The organism is Pseudoalteromonas sp. 1CM17D (genome assembly GCF_023161805.1).
Lineage (GTDB): Bacteria > Pseudomonadota > Gammaproteobacteria > Enterobacterales > Alteromonadaceae > Pseudoalteromonas > Pseudoalteromonas atlantica.
Genome location: NZ_JALNTP010000007.1, coordinates 108,846 through 123,933 on the forward strand (window position 1 = coordinate 108,846; position 15,088 = coordinate 123,933).

The 15,088-nt window shown below is 41.8% G+C and carries 16 protein-coding genes and 4 tRNA genes; 9 read left to right on the forward strand and 11 right to left on the reverse strand.

Translation table 11 applies throughout. The annotated features are described in order from the left end of the window. Positions 1–18: 18 nt before the first annotated feature. On the reverse strand, positions 19–222 hold the full coding sequence (locus MSC25_RS13380; protein WP_004589620.1) for a YheV family putative zinc ribbon protein: 204 nt from the start codon (positions 220–222) through the stop codon (positions 19–21). A gap of 132 nt (positions 223–354) precedes the next feature. On the opposite strand from MSC25_RS13380, the gene MSC25_RS13385 reads away from it, so the two are divergent. Both MSC25_RS13385 and MSC25_RS13390 read left to right on the forward strand, forming a co-directional pair. Next, on the forward strand, positions 355–2,277 hold the full coding sequence (locus MSC25_RS13385; RefSeq protein ID WP_064384660.1) for an ATP-binding cassette domain-containing protein: 1,923 nt from the start codon (positions 355–357) through the stop codon (positions 2,275–2,277). Beyond that, entirely contained in the window at positions 2,261–2,713 is a 453-nt protein-coding gene (locus tag MSC25_RS13390; protein ID WP_248443702.1) for a TIGR02444 family protein, read from the forward strand. Before MSC25_RS13385 ends, MSC25_RS13390 begins: the two co-directional genes overlap by 17 nt. An 18-nt stretch (positions 2,714–2,731) precedes the next feature. Here MSC25_RS13390 and MSC25_RS13395 read toward each other — a convergent pair whose 3' ends face one another. Continuing rightward, the gene (locus MSC25_RS13395; protein WP_248443703.1) at positions 2,732–2,968 is read right to left on the reverse strand and encodes a hypothetical protein; all 237 of its coding nucleotides are present in this window, start codon (positions 2,966–2,968) and stop codon (positions 2,732–2,734) included. A 335-nt stretch (positions 2,969–3,303) separates the two neighbouring features. Here MSC25_RS13395 and MSC25_RS13400 point away from each other — a divergent pair, with 335 nt between their 5' ends. The 4 genes from MSC25_RS13400 to MSC25_RS13415 all read left to right on the forward strand — a co-directional run bounded on the left by MSC25_RS13400 (position 3,304) and on the right by MSC25_RS13415 (position 6,066). Next, the gene (locus MSC25_RS13400) at positions 3,304–3,450 is read left to right on the forward strand and encodes a hypothetical protein (protein WP_004589623.1); all 147 of its coding nucleotides are present in this window, start codon (positions 3,304–3,306) and stop codon (positions 3,448–3,450) included. A 111-nt stretch (positions 3,451–3,561) separates the two neighbouring features. After that, complete coding sequence (locus MSC25_RS13405) at positions 3,562–4,554, forward strand: hydrolase (RefSeq protein ID WP_248443704.1); 993 nt, start codon at positions 3,562–3,564, stop codon at positions 4,552–4,554. Continuing rightward, a complete protein-coding gene (locus MSC25_RS13410; RefSeq protein WP_004589625.1) occupies positions 4,551–4,805 on the forward strand; it encodes a YheU family protein in 255 nt (84 codons plus the stop codon). Before MSC25_RS13405 ends, MSC25_RS13410 begins: the two co-directional genes overlap by 4 nt. Positions 4,806–4,869: 64 nt before the next feature. Beyond that, entirely contained in the window at positions 4,870–6,066 is a 1,197-nt protein-coding gene (locus tag MSC25_RS13415; RefSeq protein WP_029773025.1) for a dipeptidase, read from the forward strand. Between the two features lie 271 nt (positions 6,067–6,337). On the opposite strand, the gene tuf is transcribed toward MSC25_RS13415, so the two are convergent. The 8 genes from tuf to murB form a co-directional block, all read right to left on the reverse strand. Further along, positions 6,338–7,522, reverse strand: coding sequence for an elongation factor Tu (gene tuf, locus MSC25_RS13420; RefSeq protein WP_004589660.1), 1,185 nt, complete (start codon positions 7,520–7,522; stop codon positions 6,338–6,340). Between the two features lie 135 nt (positions 7,523–7,657). Then, positions 7,658–7,733 (reverse strand) — tRNA-Thr (locus MSC25_RS13425). 11 nt (positions 7,734–7,744) lie between these two features. Continuing rightward, a tRNA-Gly gene (locus tag MSC25_RS13430) sits at positions 7,745–7,819 on the reverse strand. A 45-nt stretch (positions 7,820–7,864) separates the two neighbouring features. Beyond that, positions 7,865–7,949, reverse strand: a tRNA-Tyr gene (locus MSC25_RS13435). 40 nt (positions 7,950–7,989) lie between these two features. After that, a tRNA-Thr gene (locus tag MSC25_RS13440) sits at positions 7,990–8,065 on the reverse strand. Positions 8,066–8,176: 111 nt separating this feature from the next. Then, positions 8,177–8,902 carry a type III pantothenate kinase gene (locus tag MSC25_RS13445; protein ID WP_248443705.1) on the reverse strand — a complete coding sequence of 242 codons (726 nt, stop codon included), beginning with the start codon at positions 8,900–8,902 and terminating at the stop codon, positions 8,177–8,179. After that, positions 8,899–9,891 carry a bifunctional biotin--[acetyl-CoA-carboxylase] ligase/biotin operon repressor BirA gene (gene birA, locus MSC25_RS13450; protein WP_248443706.1) on the reverse strand — a complete coding sequence of 331 codons (993 nt, stop codon included), beginning with the start codon at positions 9,889–9,891 and terminating at the stop codon, positions 8,899–8,901. Before birA ends, MSC25_RS13445 begins: the two co-directional genes overlap by 4 nt. Then, on the reverse strand, positions 9,891–10,898 hold the full coding sequence (gene murB, locus MSC25_RS13455) for a UDP-N-acetylmuramate dehydrogenase (RefSeq protein ID WP_248443707.1): 1,008 nt from the start codon (positions 10,896–10,898) through the stop codon (positions 9,891–9,893). Before murB ends, birA begins: the two co-directional genes overlap by 1 nt. 133 nt (positions 10,899–11,031) lie before the next feature. Between murB and MSC25_RS13460 the strand changes: the two genes are divergently transcribed. Further along, entirely contained in the window at positions 11,032–12,876 is a 1,845-nt protein-coding gene (locus tag MSC25_RS13460) for a M1 family metallopeptidase (protein ID WP_248443708.1), read from the forward strand. 167 nt (positions 12,877–13,043) lie between these two features. Here the strand turns inward: MSC25_RS13460 and MSC25_RS13465 are convergent, their stop codons facing one another. Further along, on the reverse strand, positions 13,044–13,655 hold the full coding sequence (locus MSC25_RS13465; RefSeq protein WP_029772876.1) for a DUF2057 domain-containing protein: 612 nt from the start codon (positions 13,653–13,655) through the stop codon (positions 13,044–13,046). Between the two features lie 88 nt (positions 13,656–13,743). Between MSC25_RS13465 and MSC25_RS13470 the strand changes: the two genes are divergently transcribed. Both MSC25_RS13470 and MSC25_RS13475 read left to right on the forward strand, forming a co-directional pair. Then, positions 13,744–14,115, forward strand: coding sequence for a histidine triad nucleotide-binding protein (locus MSC25_RS13470; RefSeq protein ID WP_004587493.1), 372 nt, complete (start codon positions 13,744–13,746; stop codon positions 14,113–14,115). 219 nt (positions 14,116–14,334) lie between these two features. Next, positions 14,335–14,991: a response regulator transcription factor gene (locus MSC25_RS13475; protein WP_004587492.1), complete on the forward strand. Its 657-nt coding sequence runs from the start codon at positions 14,335–14,337 to the stop codon at positions 14,989–14,991. Positions 14,992–15,088: the final 97 nt, after the last annotated feature.

Here is a 15,088-nt window from a genome sequence, read left to right on the forward strand (position 1 = left end):
CGGCAAAATAAAACCGGGTTAATCGCCCGGTTTAAATACACCAATTACTTGTTCAAATTGGCGAGTAGATGCCTGAACAGCGTTATCGGGTTGCGCCATTTTGTGGCCACACTCTACACACTCTACTTTTTCAACATCATGTTCTCTGTACAGCATCATGGTATCCATGGCTTTACACTCAGGGCACGATGCACCAGCAATAAATCGCTTCTTTTGTCTCACAACATTTTTCCTGTGGTTTGAACTGCACATATTTTATCGTATAACTTCCTATGTTGATACGCTTGATAAGAGCAATACGTTCTATGGTATGATAGCGCCAACTTAACCAGGGCACAGTAAAGTAACGCATTCATGATCCAAATCTCAGAAATAGAACTACTTCGTGGCGGAAAAGCCTTATTAAAAAATGCCTCGGCTACTTTATTTCCACAGCACAAAGTGGGCTTAGTTGGCGCTAATGGCTGTGGTAAATCTACCTTATTTAGTTTATTAAAATCTGAGCTGCAACTCGATGCGGGTGATTGCAATATACCGAAAGATTGGTCTATTGCCTCTGTAAAACAAGAAACCCCAGCCCTTGAAATAAGCGCCATTGATTATGTACTTCAAGGCCACCCTGAATACTATGCATTGCGCATTGCCCTGCGTGAAGCTGAGCAAACAAACGATGGTGACACCCAAGCCAAAGTACATATTCAGCTTGAAAATATTAAAGGCTACAGCATAGAGTCAAAAGCGGGCGAATTACTGCACGGCTTAGGCTTTGCTAATCACCAAATAGAAAACCCTGTAAGCGCGTTTTCTGGGGGTTGGCGTATGCGTTTAAACCTTGCACAAGCACTGATTCGCGATGCCGACTTACTATTACTCGATGAGCCTACCAACCACCTTGATTTAGATGCCGTTTACTGGCTTGAGCGCTTTTTACGCGCCTACACAGGCACCTTGGTACTTATATCTCATGACCGCGAGTTTTTAGACGCCGTGGTTGATCAAATTTGGCATGTCGATAAACAGCTTATTAATGTGTACAAAGGTAACTACTCACAGTTTGAACGCCAAAAAGCAGAGCGCTTGTTACAACAACAAGCAATGTTTGAAAAACAACAAGAGCAAATTGCCCATCTTGAGCAGTTTATAACTCGCTTTAAAGCCAAAGCCAGTAAGGCCAAACAGGCACAAAGCCGTGTAAAAGCACTCGAACGTATGGAAAAACTGGCACCTGCGCATGCCGACTCACCGTTTGACTTTGAATTTGCCGAGCCAACAGCCCTGCCTAACCCGCTAATGACCCTAGATAAAGCAAAAGCAGGTTATGGCGATGTTACTATTTTAAATAATATCGCGCTAAACCTAGTTCCTGGCAGTCGTATTGCGTTACTCGGTCGTAACGGCGCGGGTAAATCAACGCTTATAAAGCTATTAGCGGGCGAGCTTGAGCCGCAAGCAGGTAAAGTGGTTCAGCACCATGGCTTAAATATTGGTTACTTTGCGCAGCACCAACTTGAATCTCTTGATTTAAAAGCCAGCGCAGTGACCCATATTCAACGTTTAAACCCACAGGCCACAGAGCAATCATTGCGTGACTTTTTAGGTGGCTTTGCATTTATTGGCGATAAAGCACTTGAGCCCGTGGCGCCGTTTTCGGGCGGTGAAAAAGCCCGCTTAGTGCTAGCCATGTTAGTGTATCAAAAACCCAATTTACTACTACTTGATGAGCCAACTAACCACCTTGATTTAGAAATGCGCCACGCGCTAGTAATGGCACTACAAGGCTTTGAAGGCGCCATGGTTACCGTATCGCACGATCGCCACATGCTTAAAAACACCGCCGATGAATTTTATTTAGTCGATGATGGCAAAGTCACTCAATTTGGTTACGATTTAGATGCCTATTACCAATGGTTACTCAATGCCAATAAAGAAGCCGCTAAAAGCCAGCAGCCTGACGAGCCAAAAGCAAATCCAAGCGTTAATCGTAAAGAGCAAAAGCGCCTAGAAGCTGAGTTTAGAAAAGCCATTCAACCGCTTAAAAAACAAATTGAAAAGCTTGAAAAGCAGCTCGATAAATTTACTGCAGAGCTTAGCGAAGTTGAAGTAGCCCTTGGCGACAACACACTCTACAACGACGATAACAAAGCCCAGTTAAAAGAGCTAATCGCTAAGCAAGCAACGCTTACCCCTAAAGTAAACGACACTGAAGAAGAGCTACTGATGGCGCTTGAAGAAATGGAAGAAAAAGAACAGGCCTTTGCCGATGAACTTGCTCAATAAAAACGACTTTTGGCAATTTGCCTGCGCTTTGTACGCAAAGCCTGGGCAACAACAAACCTTGCTGGCACTACAAAACCAGCAAGGTAAAAACGTTAATTTGTGCTTGTTACTGCTTTATTTAGACTCACTTAAGCTAAGCATTAATGCCGAGCAGCTCAGTACGTTAATAGCGTCGATTAGTGAGTTTGATACGCAAGTACTTAAGCCACTGCGCGCCGCTCGTCGTTATTTAAAAGCCAATCAAGAAAGTATCAGCGACTATGAAAAAATACGCCAAGAACTATTAAACGCCGAGTTAAAGCTTGAAAAGCAACAACAGCAAATACTGATTGATACAGCGAATAAATTTACGTTTATCTTAACGGCAAAGCCTGAAAATTTTAACCTATACAAAAAATCAAGTTACCTTAATCAATTATACTGTTTCAAACTGTAGAGTTAAGATATATAAACCTCAGGCTAGCTTGGAGCTTTTGTCCTCCTTACTTTTTGTGTATTCATTTACAGCCCATTGTTTCAAAGCGTATCCCCAATAACCCACAGCCCAAACCATAAGTAAAAACAACCACTCTTCCTGTTTTGCTGTCAGGCCAAATAAATCATATAAAAATGGAGCCAATAATGCTGTAGAGGCCTTAGCTAAACCAATAGAAGCAATAGCAAATATAAGTCCAGGTATAGAGATTTTCATAAAATTGTCCTTTTTAATTTTCACTCATTTAGCTTTACCCCGTAATTGAGAATATTTACGAGATTAATAAATTAGCTCAACAACCCCACAGCATAGAAAGAACACCGTTCAGTTAAAGTTAAGCTAATGTTTGTTTGGACCCCTTTTTAACAAAAATTAAAATACATTGCTATATAAATTTGCTTAACACCAATATATTTAGGCCCCTAAAACATGATCTACATCAACTTTACTTGGTTACTTTTTCCACGCAGGGAAATAGTTTGATCTCGATCACATTATGCTTTGCAAAGTCACTTTATGATGTCTCCATCAACTGAACGAGGAGATTAATCATGAACGTATTCTTTAGAGACTTTTTTAGCGACCCTGTTTTATTTATGTCTTTTGGGATTTTAGGCGTAGTGATTTCTCTTTGCCTATTTTACGCTTTTTACTTTATTAAAAAAATTAGCGAGGCTGAAGTTCCCGAGCATCATTAAGCACGACGCACAAAGCGCCTACTCAGGTTACTGATTAGGCGCTTTTTATTTTATAAAGCGAAAAATTTGGTACACTAACGTTTCGTTTTTTTCATAGTGCGTAGTACAAACATGATCAATAAGTTTAAACCAGCATGGTGGATGACCAATCGTCACGTTCAAACCATAATGCCGCGTTTTTTCCGTCCATTTCACAATACGTCCTACGAACTTGAGCAACTTGATACGCCCGACGGCGATTTTATTGAACTTGCATGGTCGCTGCCTCATAACGAAAGCGCTCCCCTTGCTGTGGTTTTACATGGCCTTGAAGGCAACATAAATAGCTTTTATGCCAAAGGCATGATGAAAGCCTTAAAAAAGCAAGGCTATGCCGTAGTACTTATGCACTTTAGAAACTGCTCAAGCGAAGTTAACCGCTTACCGCGTGCTTATCATAGTGGTGATACCGCCGACTTAGCTTTTTTTATAAATCATTTAAGGGAGCAATTTCCCAGCCGCCCTATTATGGCTGTTGGTTTTTCATTAGGGGGCAATGTACTGGCTAAATACCTAGGCGAAGAGCGAGAAAACTGCCCGTTAAGTGCTGCAGCCGTGGTTTCGGCTCCTTATGATTTATCATCATCAAGCGATGTTATTCGTAAAAGCTTAGGCAAAATTTACCAAAAGTATTTGCTCGATAGAATGAAAAAATCAATGCAGCGTAAATTGCCACAAATTAAGCAGCAAATACCTATTACCTCTGAGCAGTTAATGAAAATTGACGATTTGCTAGAGTTTGATAATCAACTAACCGCTCCACTGCATGGCTTTGAAAACGCACATGATTACTATCGCCAAGCCAGCGCAATGCCTTACTTAAAGCATATTGCGATTCCTACGTTAATAATTCATGCCAAAGACGACCCAATGTTGTCGATTAAAGCCGTGCCAAGTAGGCAAGATGTGAGTGAGCATGTTACCCTGAGCGTCTCTGAGAAAGGCGGCCACGTAGGGTTTATTAGCGGTAATAATCCGTTTAGGCCCGTATTTTGGCTTGAACAAGCCGTCCCTCATTATTTTGGCCAGCACGTCCCCACTAAAGCGAGCAGTAAGCAGTTATGATTATCCCTTTTGAACAACTTGATAAAGACACCCTCTATAACCTAATTGAAAGCTACGTGCTTCGTGAAGGCACCGATTATGGTGAGCAAGAAGTGAGTATTCAAAGTAAAGTAGCGCAGGTTAATCAGCAGCTTAGAAATGGTGAAGCGATGGTGTTTTTTTCTGAGCTACATGAGTCGGTCACTATTATTTCAAAAAATGAATTTAAAGCACTGCAAAGCGAAGAGCATGAAGCACAGTCGTTTGATTAACGCCTAACACTTGTAACTTTTGAGCTGAACGTACACAATGGCTTTTTACCCAAAGAGCCAAAACATGATAAAACTCAGCACTCTAGTGGTAGCCATATCACTAGCTTTAACACCACAAGCCTTTGCAGAGCAAGTAAAAAGCCCGTCAGACAAAGCAGTAAAACTAGCAAAAGACACTATTTTAATCGACACCCATATTGATGTACCTTATCGTATCCACGAAAAATGGGTTGATGTAACTAAAGCCACCGACGGCGGCGACTTTGACTACCCTCGCGCAGTACAAGGGGGGTTAAACGCCCCTTTTATGTCGATTTATATTCCTGCTCACTTAGAATTTGAAGGCAAAGGTAAAAGCTACCAGCTAGCCAACCAAATGATTGATAGCATGGAAGCCATTGCACAGCGTGCCCCTGAAAAATTTGCTATTGCTAGCTCAACAGCGGATATAGAAGCGCAATTTGAGCAAGGTAAACTGTCAATTGCGATGGGCATGGAAAATGGCTCGCCAATTGAAGGAAAAATGGAAAACCTTCAGCACTTTTTTGACCGCGGTGTACGCTACATCACACTTGCGCACTCGCAAAGCAACCATATTTCTGACTCGTCATACGATATTCGCCGTAAATGGAAAGGTTTAAGCCCATTTGGTAAAAAGCTAATTACTGAAATGAACAACGTCGGTATGCTAATTGACGTATCACATATATCAGATGATGCGTTTTATCAGGTAATGGAGCTATCTAAAACGCCGGTTATTGCTTCACACTCATCACTGCGCAAATACACGCCAGGCTTTGAGCGTAATATGAATGATGACATGTTATTAGCGCTTAAAAAGAATGGCGGGGTTATTCAAATTAACTTTGGTTCAAGCTTTGTAACCTCTAAAGCCGGTGCGTGGTACAAAGACCTTAAAAGCACTAAAGAGACCGTTAAAAAAGAAGGGACTAAGCCAAGTAAAGACTTTGATGCAGCGTACCGCGCTAAAAACCCATTCCCGTTTGCAAGCCTTGAGCAAGTACTTGATCATATTGATCACGTTGTAGAGCTTATTGGCATTGATTACGTGGGCATTGGCTCTGACTACGACGGTGTTGGCGATTCGTTACCGATTGGCTTAAAGGATGTATCTAGCTACCCTAACCTAGTACAAGGCTTAATGGACAGAGGTTACAGCGATTCAGACATTAAAAAGATTTTAAGCGAAAATACGCTAAGGGTTTGGAAGCAAGCCGAAGCATATGCGAAAAAGCACTAAGCTGTAAGCTGTAAGCTGTCAGTTGTCAGTTGTCAGTTGTCAGTTGTCAGTTGTCAGTTGTCAGTTGTCAGTTGTCAGTTGTCAGTTGTCAGTTGTCAGTTGTCAAAAAGTTTAATTAATAGCACGGCCTAGAGTCGTGCTTTTTTATGTGTTAAGTATAATTTAACACCAAGCTACTGATAGCTGAAAGCTAAACACTTTTCTTCAGGCATTAAAAAACCCGAGGCTAAGCTCGGGCTTTTTTAGTATTAATTAACTAAAACGTTAACTATTACTCAACGATAGTTGCTACAACACCAGCACCTACAGTACGGCCACCTTCACGGATAGCGAAACGAAGACCTTCGTCCATCGCGATTGGCGCGATTAGAGTTACTGTCATCTTAACGTTATCACCAGGCATTACCATTTCTACGCCTTCTGGTAACTGTACGTCACCTGTTACGTCAGTTGTACGGAAGTAGAACTGTGGACGGTAACCTTTGAAGAAAGGAGTATGACGGCCACCTTCATCTTTAGAAAGTACGTATACTTCTGAAGTGAATGTAGTGTGTGGGTTGATTGAACCAGGCTTAGCTAGTACTTGACCACGTTCAACGTCTTCACGCTTAGTACCACGTAAAAGTGCACCAATGTTCTCACCAGCACGACCTTCGTCAAGAAGCTTACGGAACATTTCAACACCAGTACAAGTAGACTTAGTAGTCTCTTTGATACCAACGATTTCAACTTCGTCGTTCACGTTGATGATACCAGCTTCAACACGACCAGTTACTACTGTACCACGGCCTTGGATTGAGAAAACGTCTTCGATAGGCATGATGAATGGCTTATCGATGTCACGCTCTGGCTCTGGGATGTAAGAATCTAGTGCTTCTGCAAGCTCAACGATCTTGTCTTCCCACTGCTTTTCGCCTTCAAGTGCTTTAAGAGCAGAACCTTGAATTAGTGGTAAGTCATCACCTGGGAAGTCGTACTCAGAAAGAAGTTCACGAACTTCCATTTCTACTAGCTCAAGTAGCTCTTCGTCGTCAACCATGTCACATTTGTTCATGAATACAACGATGTAAGGTACGCCAACCTGACGAGAAAGTAGGATGTGCTCACGCGTTTGTGGCATAGGGCCGTCAGTCGCAGCTACTACTAAGATAGCGCCGTCCATTTGAGCAGCACCAGTGATCATGTTTTTAACATAATCGGCGTGTCCAGGACAATCTACGTGTGCGTAGTGACGAGTTGGTGTATCGTACTCAACGTGAGAAGTTGAGATTGTGATACCACGCTCGCGCTCTTCTGGAGCGTTATCGATTGATGCGAAATCTTTAGCAACACCGCCGTATACTTTTGCAAGTACGTTAGTGATTGCTGCAGTTAGTGTAGTTTTACCGTGGTCAACGTGGCCGATTGTACCAACGTTTACGTGCGGTTTTACGCGTTCAAACTTTTCTTTTGCCATGACGGAACCTATCAGTTTTGTGTATCTAGATTACATATGAAAATAATCCACCAGAGGTAGATTAATTTAATTTTTTCAAATTTCAAATAGTTTTTTCTGACAGATAAAGGAAGTATTCAAGGAGATTCATATGACTGGTGCTGATAGGCAGATTTGAACTGCCGACCTCACCCTTACCAAGGGTGCGCTCTACCAACTGAGCTATATCAGCAACACCATAATTGGAGCGGGCAGCGGGAATCGAACCCGCATCATCAGCTTGGAAGGCTGAGGTAATAGCCATTATACGATGCCCGCTTTAGGAACCTGTTCTTAAACTACCTCTAACCGTCAAGAATAAAGTGGTGGAGGGAGCTGGATTCGAACCAGCGAAGGCTGAGCCGTCAGATTTACAGTCTGATCCCTTTGGCCGCTCGGGAACCCCTCCACGATAATTCTTTACTAATTCACTTTCGGTAAAAGGAAAGTGGTGCCGACTAACCGAGTCGAACGGTTGACCTACTGATTACAAGTCAGTTGCTCTACCAGCTGAGCTAAGTCGGCACTGCTTTAGTACGGGGCGAGATATTAGAGTAAGGTTTATTATGATGCAACTATAAAATTAAAAAAAATGTAATTTTTTAGCTTAAATGCTCACAATTCATGCAAAAGTGCTTAATTTTGCCGTTTTTCGTCGTTTTTACTTAGCTCATGCCAATAATTTAATCCTTTCATAACCAATAAAGAATCAAAAATACTGCCACTTATTTGTTGCTGTAACAGTAAACCGTAACCACCTGCGCACAAAATTTGTGGTTTTTGCTCGCCTGTTACGTGTTTGAGTTGATATTTGGCCTGTTCAATAGCGCCTAATGTTGCCACCAGTGCGCCATTTTTTAATCCGTTGGGTGTGTTTTTACCTAGCTCGTTTAAAAAGGGGGTATTGGCATCATCAAACACGCGTTGAGTATTTTGTGTTAATGAGCGAGTCATTAAATCAAGGCCGGGCAATATCCAGCCCCCTAAGTGCTCGCCTTCGCCGCTCAATACATCAATAGTGGTTGCAGTGCCAGCATCAACAATAATGCATGGTGTGTTAGGGAAAAGGGTAAAACCTGCCACCAGCGCAAGCCAGCGATCAATACCTAAATTGCTAACCTGTTCATATGCGCAGCTTAAGCCACTGAGATTTTTACTAACATGCGCCTCACAACACGGAATGCTTTTTTTGGCGGCTAATGTGAGCGCGTCATTTAATAATTCACTGTTACCTACACAAGCATACACAACCTCAGTTATTGCTTGCCACGGCACGTCGCTCATAGAAACGGGCTTTGCTTGTTGCTCGCGCCATAAGGCCGCTTTTAATGACGTATTACCTACATCTATTAGCAGTTTCATAATTCGGCCTTTCTTAACGAGATTTCGCCGCCATAGTAACTTTTAACTTCGCCGTCTTGGCGAATACGTATTCCGCCGTGCTGATCTATACCCTCACAAATACCCCGCCAGCTTCTGTGCCCCGTATTTAGCTCTACGCATTCTCCTGCAAAGGCGTTTAGGGCGTTCCACTGTGCGTACATGCTGTTTAGCCCGTCTTGCTGGTAATCTGACAAACGCTGCTCTAAATAAAAGGTAAGCGAAGCAACTAACTGGTTTTTATCAAGCGCGGTGGTGTGTTGGCTTAAATCTGTCCATGCTTGGTCAATGTGTTCGCTGGTGTTTTGCGGCATGTGTAGATTTATGCCAATACCAATGACTAGCTGACAAGGGCCTTGCGGTTGCCCATCTAGCTCAACTAATACTCCGGCTAGTTTTTGCTTATTTATGTATATATCGTTTGGCCATTTAAGTTCAATGTCTATATCGTAAAGTGCTTTTATAGCATCGTATACCGCAAGCCCTACTGCAATTGATACACCCATAGCAGCTTGCAGACCATCATCTAAGCGCCAAAAATAACTGTAATATAAATTAGCCCCAAATGGAGATTGCCATACCCGCCCTCGCCTTCCGCGCCCGGCTTGCTGCATTTCGGCAACCACAACAGTGCCAGACTCAAGCGCGACTTTATTTTGAATACGGCGCATTAGCTCGCTGTTGGTTGAATCTATAATAGGGTGTACTTCTACTTGGGCTGTATTGGCACCTAATGCATGGTAATGTTTGGTTATATCGGCTTGGTTTAGCAAACCCACCGCATTGTTTAAACTGTAACCTTTACCCGTCACTTTAAATATATCGAGCCCCATGTCTTGCAGTGTTTGAATATGTTTACTTACTGCAGCACGGCTTATACCCAGCTGCTCGCCAAGGACTTGGCCCGATACAAAGCCACCTTGGTTAAGTGCGTTTAATATAGCTAGTTTATTTCCATCTGGTGCTTTCATTACGCGTGCTCCGTAATAATATGGCATTCACTCTTTGTGTTTATAAGCCTTACTTCGTGCTCTAGCATTATGCCGTAACGTGCAAACACCGTATTTTGTATATGCGTGATCATAGTAATTAAATCGCTTCCTTTACTATCACCATGATTAACTAATACCAGCGCCTGCTGCTGGTGCACCTCAATCCCTGCTACTGTAAAGCCCTTCAAGCCCGCTTGGTCAATTAGCCAACCTGCCGCCACTTTGTGATGGCTTTCCCCATAGGGGTAATGCGGTAAATCATTAAACCGCACGAGCAGCGCTTCCAAATGCGCATTGCTAATAATCGGATTTTTAAAAAAACTACCCGCATTGGCTAAAGTGTATGGGTTTGGCAGCTTAGCGTTACGAATTTCAATAACCTGCTCAAATACCATTTTAGGGGTGGGATTTTGCAATACTTTGAGTGGGCCATAACTTAAAATTGGCTGCCACTTCTTAGGGAGCGCTAAATTAACTTGAGTGATCACCGCTTTGTTTTTTAAAGCATGTTTAAAAATAGAGTCACGATAAGCAAACTCACACTGTGCGTTAGTTAAAGTCACCTTGGTTTTTGTGGCTATATCAATGTATTCAACCGACTCTACAAATTGAGCAAGCTCAACACCATAAGCACCAATGTTTTGTACCGGCGACGCCCCAACGGTGCCCGGAATAAGGGCTAGGTTTTCAAGCCCTGCAATATCTTTATCAAGTAAATAGCTTACTAGCTTATGCCAGTTCTCGCCCGCAGCTGCACTCACTAATACGTCATTTTCACGCTCGGTAATAGTAATGCCCTTAGTGGCCATTTTAATTACGGTGCCTGCGTAGTTTTCTAAAAATATTGTGTTGCTACCTTCCCCTAATAAACAAAACGGAGCACTAAAACGGTGTGCTTTAAGTTGCTCAACCGAGGTTATATCAACAAAATGCTGGCATTGATTGTTTAGTGCAAAGGTATGTAAAGGTTTTAATGAGTGCGCCACAAAGGTCTCTGAGTGTACTGGTAACTAATCGCAGTAGTTTACCTTATTGTCGCAAAGAATGTAAAAATCACTCAACCCGCTGTATCAATCATGATATAAAACCTGCACTTATTATTAGTGTTCAGGGTATTTTATGAAAATTAAACCTCTTTTTTTAAGCCTCGCTATGGCCGGTATGTGCTCGCAAGCAATGGCAAACGCGATTGATCAAAACTCATACGCCAACCTAGATGATGTGGTAACAACACACTTAAACCTTGATTTAGATGTCGATTTTGCCGACAAGCAATTAGAAGGTTTTGTTGAGCACACGCTAAAGTGGAACAATGACACGAGTAAAAAGCTGGTACTTGATACCCGCGACTTAGACATTGATAAAGTAATGTACCAAGACACCTCGGGCGATTGGCACAAAGCTAAATTTACACTGGCAGATCGCGATGATGTTAAAGGCTCAAAACTAACAATTACTTTAAAAAGCCAAGCGCCAAAAGTACGTATTTACTACAACAGCCGCCCAGAAGCATCTGGCCTGCAATGGTTAACACCAGAGCAAACAGCTAGCAAAACGCACCCGTTTATGTACAGCCAATCGCAGGCTATTCACGCTCGTAGCTGGTTGCCAGTACAAGATACCCCTGCCATGCGCGTTACTTACTCTGCCCGTATTCATACACCAAAAGATATACGTGCCGTAATGAGCGCCGATAACAAAGACGCACTATACAAAGATGGCGACTACCACTTTGAGATGCCACAAGCTATTTCGCCGTACTTAATTGCGATTGGTGCAGGTAATTTAGAATTTAAAGCCATGTCAAAACAAACTGGTATATTTGCCGAGCCTGAAATTTTAGACGCTTCGGTTGCCGAGTTTAACGACACCCAAGCCATGATCGACAAAACCAACGAAATGTATGGTGAGTATGCATGGGGCCGTTACGATTTATTAATGTTACCGCCTAGCTTTCCGTTTGGTGGTATGGAAAACCCGCGTCTTTCGTTTATTACCCCTACCGTAGTTGCTGGCGATAAAAGCTTAGTAAACCTTATTGCCCATGAGCTTGCACACTCTTGGTCTGGTAACTTAGTTACCAACGCTACGTGGGAAGATTTATGGTTAAACGAAGGTTTTACCTCGTACGTTGAAAACCGCATCATGGAAGAAGTGTTTGGCCGCGACCGCGCCGTAATGGAGCAAGCTTTAGATGCAGCAGGCTTACGTGCTCAGCTTAAAACCATTGATGCACCCGATACTCGCCTTAATTTAATACTTAATGGCCGCGATCCAGATGATGCATTTAGCTCAGTGCCATACACTAAAGGGCAGCTATTTTTAATCTACCTAGAAGAAAAATACGGCCGAGATAAGTTTGATGACTTTGTTAAGACCTACTTTAATGAGTTTGCATTTAAATCGCTGACTACTGCGCAATTTGTTACTTACTTAAAAGCTAACTTAATTGAAAAATATCCAGGCGTTGTAAGCATGGATAAAGTGAATGAGTGGATTTTTGAGCCAGGTTTACCAAGCGATGCACCTAACCCAACATCGGATGCGTTTGATAAAGTAGATACAGCAAGCGCAGCATGGTTAAAAGGTGAAACAAGCGCAGCACAATTACCTACGGCTCAATGGACAGTGCACGAGTGGTTACACTTTTTAAATAACCTACCACGTGATTTAAGCTTAGATAAAATGAGCGAGCTTGATAAGCAATTTAACTTAACGAAATCAACCAATGCAGAGCGCGCGTTTGCATGGTTTATGTTAGCGGTAGGTAATGGTTACCAACCTATTTACCCAGCGCTTGATAAGCACTTATCAGGTATTGGCCGCCGTAAATTAATTGTGCCGTTATACAAAGCACTTATTAAAAATGGTAAGCGTGAGTGGGCACATGATGTATACATCAAAGCTCGTCCAGGCTACCACCCACTTGCACAAGGCACCATTGACGCTTTATTTGATAAATAAGCAACCTGTGCCACCCCAAAAGGTGTTTAGACCTTTTGGGTAAAACAGCAAAACCATTAAAAAGGCCGATTTATCGGCCTTTTTTAATACTGTAATTTTCTCAAACTAAAACTGTAACTAAGTTCAGCGCAGTTAGCGCTTAACATTAGTAGCTTGAGATAAGTTTATTATTCAGCGCCTTGGTTCGTCACCTTTTCTAAAAAGGCCTTTCGCTCAGCAATCGTTGCTTGCTGCCACCAAAATTCTAGCATTTGCGGTGCACTTGGCATGCCTTTGCCATTAATAGGCGCAATAGGCTTTATAGGTTGGCTTGGACGCGTTGGACCCGCTGGCACCGTATTTTGTAAAGCAGGCTTTTGACTTGCAAGCTGTGTATTTGAAATAACACTAAGCGGCTGTGCCACAGACGCGCCCTTTGCTTTTAAACTTACCTGTGGTGCCTCAGCAAATATTTTCGCTGATACCGCGTTATCGGCACGATTAAACACCATGTCGTAGTCTTTGTTATCGTCAATAGTAATATCTACCCAAAACGGTTCAGACTCTATTACCTCATGGTCGTCAAAGCCTAGCTCGTATAAATCGGTGTATTTTAATTTTAATCGATAAGACCCAGGGGCAAGTTCAATGTCGTCAACGCGGCTAAATAAAGAGCTTTCAATCACTCTTTCGCCGACTTGTAAAGGCACTAACTCTTCAGGAAAGTGAATATTCCCGGCACTTACTGACATACTCATCAATAGTGCCGCAGCTGCAGTTATTAACATTGGTTTACGCATAAAAACTCCTTTATTTGTTTTGAGTTTGACACTGCAAACAAAATTTGTCATTAGTGACTTTAAATTCAAACCTTACACTGAAACGATTATGAGCACAGAAACAATATTTACAAAAATTATTAACCGCGAAATTCCTGCCGACATTATTTACGAAGACGACACCACCCTTGCATTTAAAGATATAAACCCGCAAGCCCCTTTTCATGTGTTAATTATTCCAAAAAAAGCAATTGCCACTATCAATGATATTAACAGCGAAAACTCACATTTAGTTGGAAATTTATACGAGGTTGCTGCTAAATTAGCCAAGCAATTTAACTTTAGTGACGATGGCTACAGAGTAGTAATGAACTGCAATAAACACGGCGGGCAAACCGTGTATCACATACATTTACATATGCTTGCAGGCAAAGAAATGGGCTGGCCTCCGTATCAAGAAGCTAAAAAATTAAAAATTTAATAATAAAAATTCACTGGAATTATTAGTATTTAGCTAGTTACAAATGTTATGGTTTATCATGTATATAAAGTGAAAAATAATTACTTATTTGCAACATCTTATGTTTAAATAATCGTAAAATCGTACTTGTTCACAAGGCGAAACCCGACTTTCTAATACAAAAGGTGTGGAAGTCGTGATAAACTTAACTAGTCAGCTTTATAAAAAGAGTATAAAAACATGAGCAGTTCAGCCTTTTTGTTATTAGATCAAGAGCCAATTAACACCATTGGCATTAACGTTTTAGAACCTTTGTTAAAAACGCAAGGCCTTGACGTAACCACGGGTACAAATATTTTAGATGTACCAGAAGGGACTCGATTACTGTTCATTGAAACATCAAGTAACGATGCATGGGGTAAACTAAAAGAACAGCTAGTTAACCTGCGCACCAAGTGCGATATCGTATTATTTAACCTAGACGAAAACCCAGAGCTCGCTAACCGCGCGCTGTTGAGCGGTATTCGTGGCGTGTTTTATACGACAGATAACGCTGATGTATTAATGAAAGGTATTCGCTTACTTTTAGAAGATCAGCTTTGGTACAGACGTGACATTATGTGTAATGCATTAAACCGCATGCTGCAGTTTAATAAAGACGCACTACACAAGCTGACCGAAGGTGACATAGAGCCAATTAAACTCACTAAACGAGAAAAAGCAATAATCTCGTTAATGAGTAAGGGTTCTAAAAACAAAGAAATTGCTGAAGATTTAAGCATCAGCCCGCACACAGTTAAAACACATTTATACAGCGCATTTAGAAAAACTAAATGTCGTAACCGTATTGAGCTACTATCTTGGGCTCAACAAAACATTCCAGACGAAATTCGTTAATCAATTTCGTAATTTAAAAACAGGCACTTATGGTGCCTGTTTTTGTTTATGCTGCATGCTTGTTAAATTAATCGCTTTTTATTACTCTATTTAAAGT

Coding starts and splice junctions, on each gene's coding strand:
- MSC25_RS13385 (WP_064384660.1), top strand. CDS start 355: ATGATCCAAATCTCAGAAATAGAACTACTTCGTGGCGGAAAAGCCTTA.
- MSC25_RS13390 (WP_248443702.1), top strand. CDS start 2,261: ATGAACTTGCTCAATAAAAACGACTTTTGGCAATTTGCCTGCGCTTTG.
- MSC25_RS13395 (WP_248443703.1), bottom strand. CDS start 2,968: ATGAAAATCTCTATACCTGGACTTATATTTGCTATTGCTTCTATTGGT.
- MSC25_RS13400 (WP_004589623.1), top strand. CDS start 3,304: ATGAACGTATTCTTTAGAGACTTTTTTAGCGACCCTGTTTTATTTATG.
- MSC25_RS13405 (WP_248443704.1), top strand. CDS start 3,562: ATGATCAATAAGTTTAAACCAGCATGGTGGATGACCAATCGTCACGTT.
- MSC25_RS13410 (WP_004589625.1), top strand. CDS start 4,551: ATGATTATCCCTTTTGAACAACTTGATAAAGACACCCTCTATAACCTA.
- MSC25_RS13415 (WP_029773025.1), top strand. CDS start 4,870: ATGATAAAACTCAGCACTCTAGTGGTAGCCATATCACTAGCTTTAACA.
- tuf (WP_004589660.1), bottom strand. CDS start 7,522: ATGGCAAAAGAAAAGTTTGAACGCGTAAAACCGCACGTAAACGTTGGT.
- MSC25_RS13445 (WP_248443705.1), bottom strand. CDS start 8,902: ATGAAACTGCTAATAGATGTAGGTAATACGTCATTAAAAGCGGCCTTA.
- birA (WP_248443706.1), bottom strand. CDS start 9,891: ATGAAAGCACCAGATGGAAATAAACTAGCTATATTAAACGCACTTAAC.
- MSC25_RS13460 (WP_248443708.1), top strand. CDS start 11,032: ATGAAAATTAAACCTCTTTTTTTAAGCCTCGCTATGGCCGGTATGTGC.
- MSC25_RS13465 (WP_029772876.1), bottom strand. CDS start 13,655: ATGCGTAAACCAATGTTAATAACTGCAGCTGCGGCACTATTGATGAGT.
- MSC25_RS13470 (WP_004587493.1), top strand. CDS start 13,744: ATGAGCACAGAAACAATATTTACAAAAATTATTAACCGCGAAATTCCT.
- MSC25_RS13475 (WP_004587492.1), top strand. CDS start 14,335: ATGAGCAGTTCAGCCTTTTTGTTATTAGATCAAGAGCCAATTAACACC.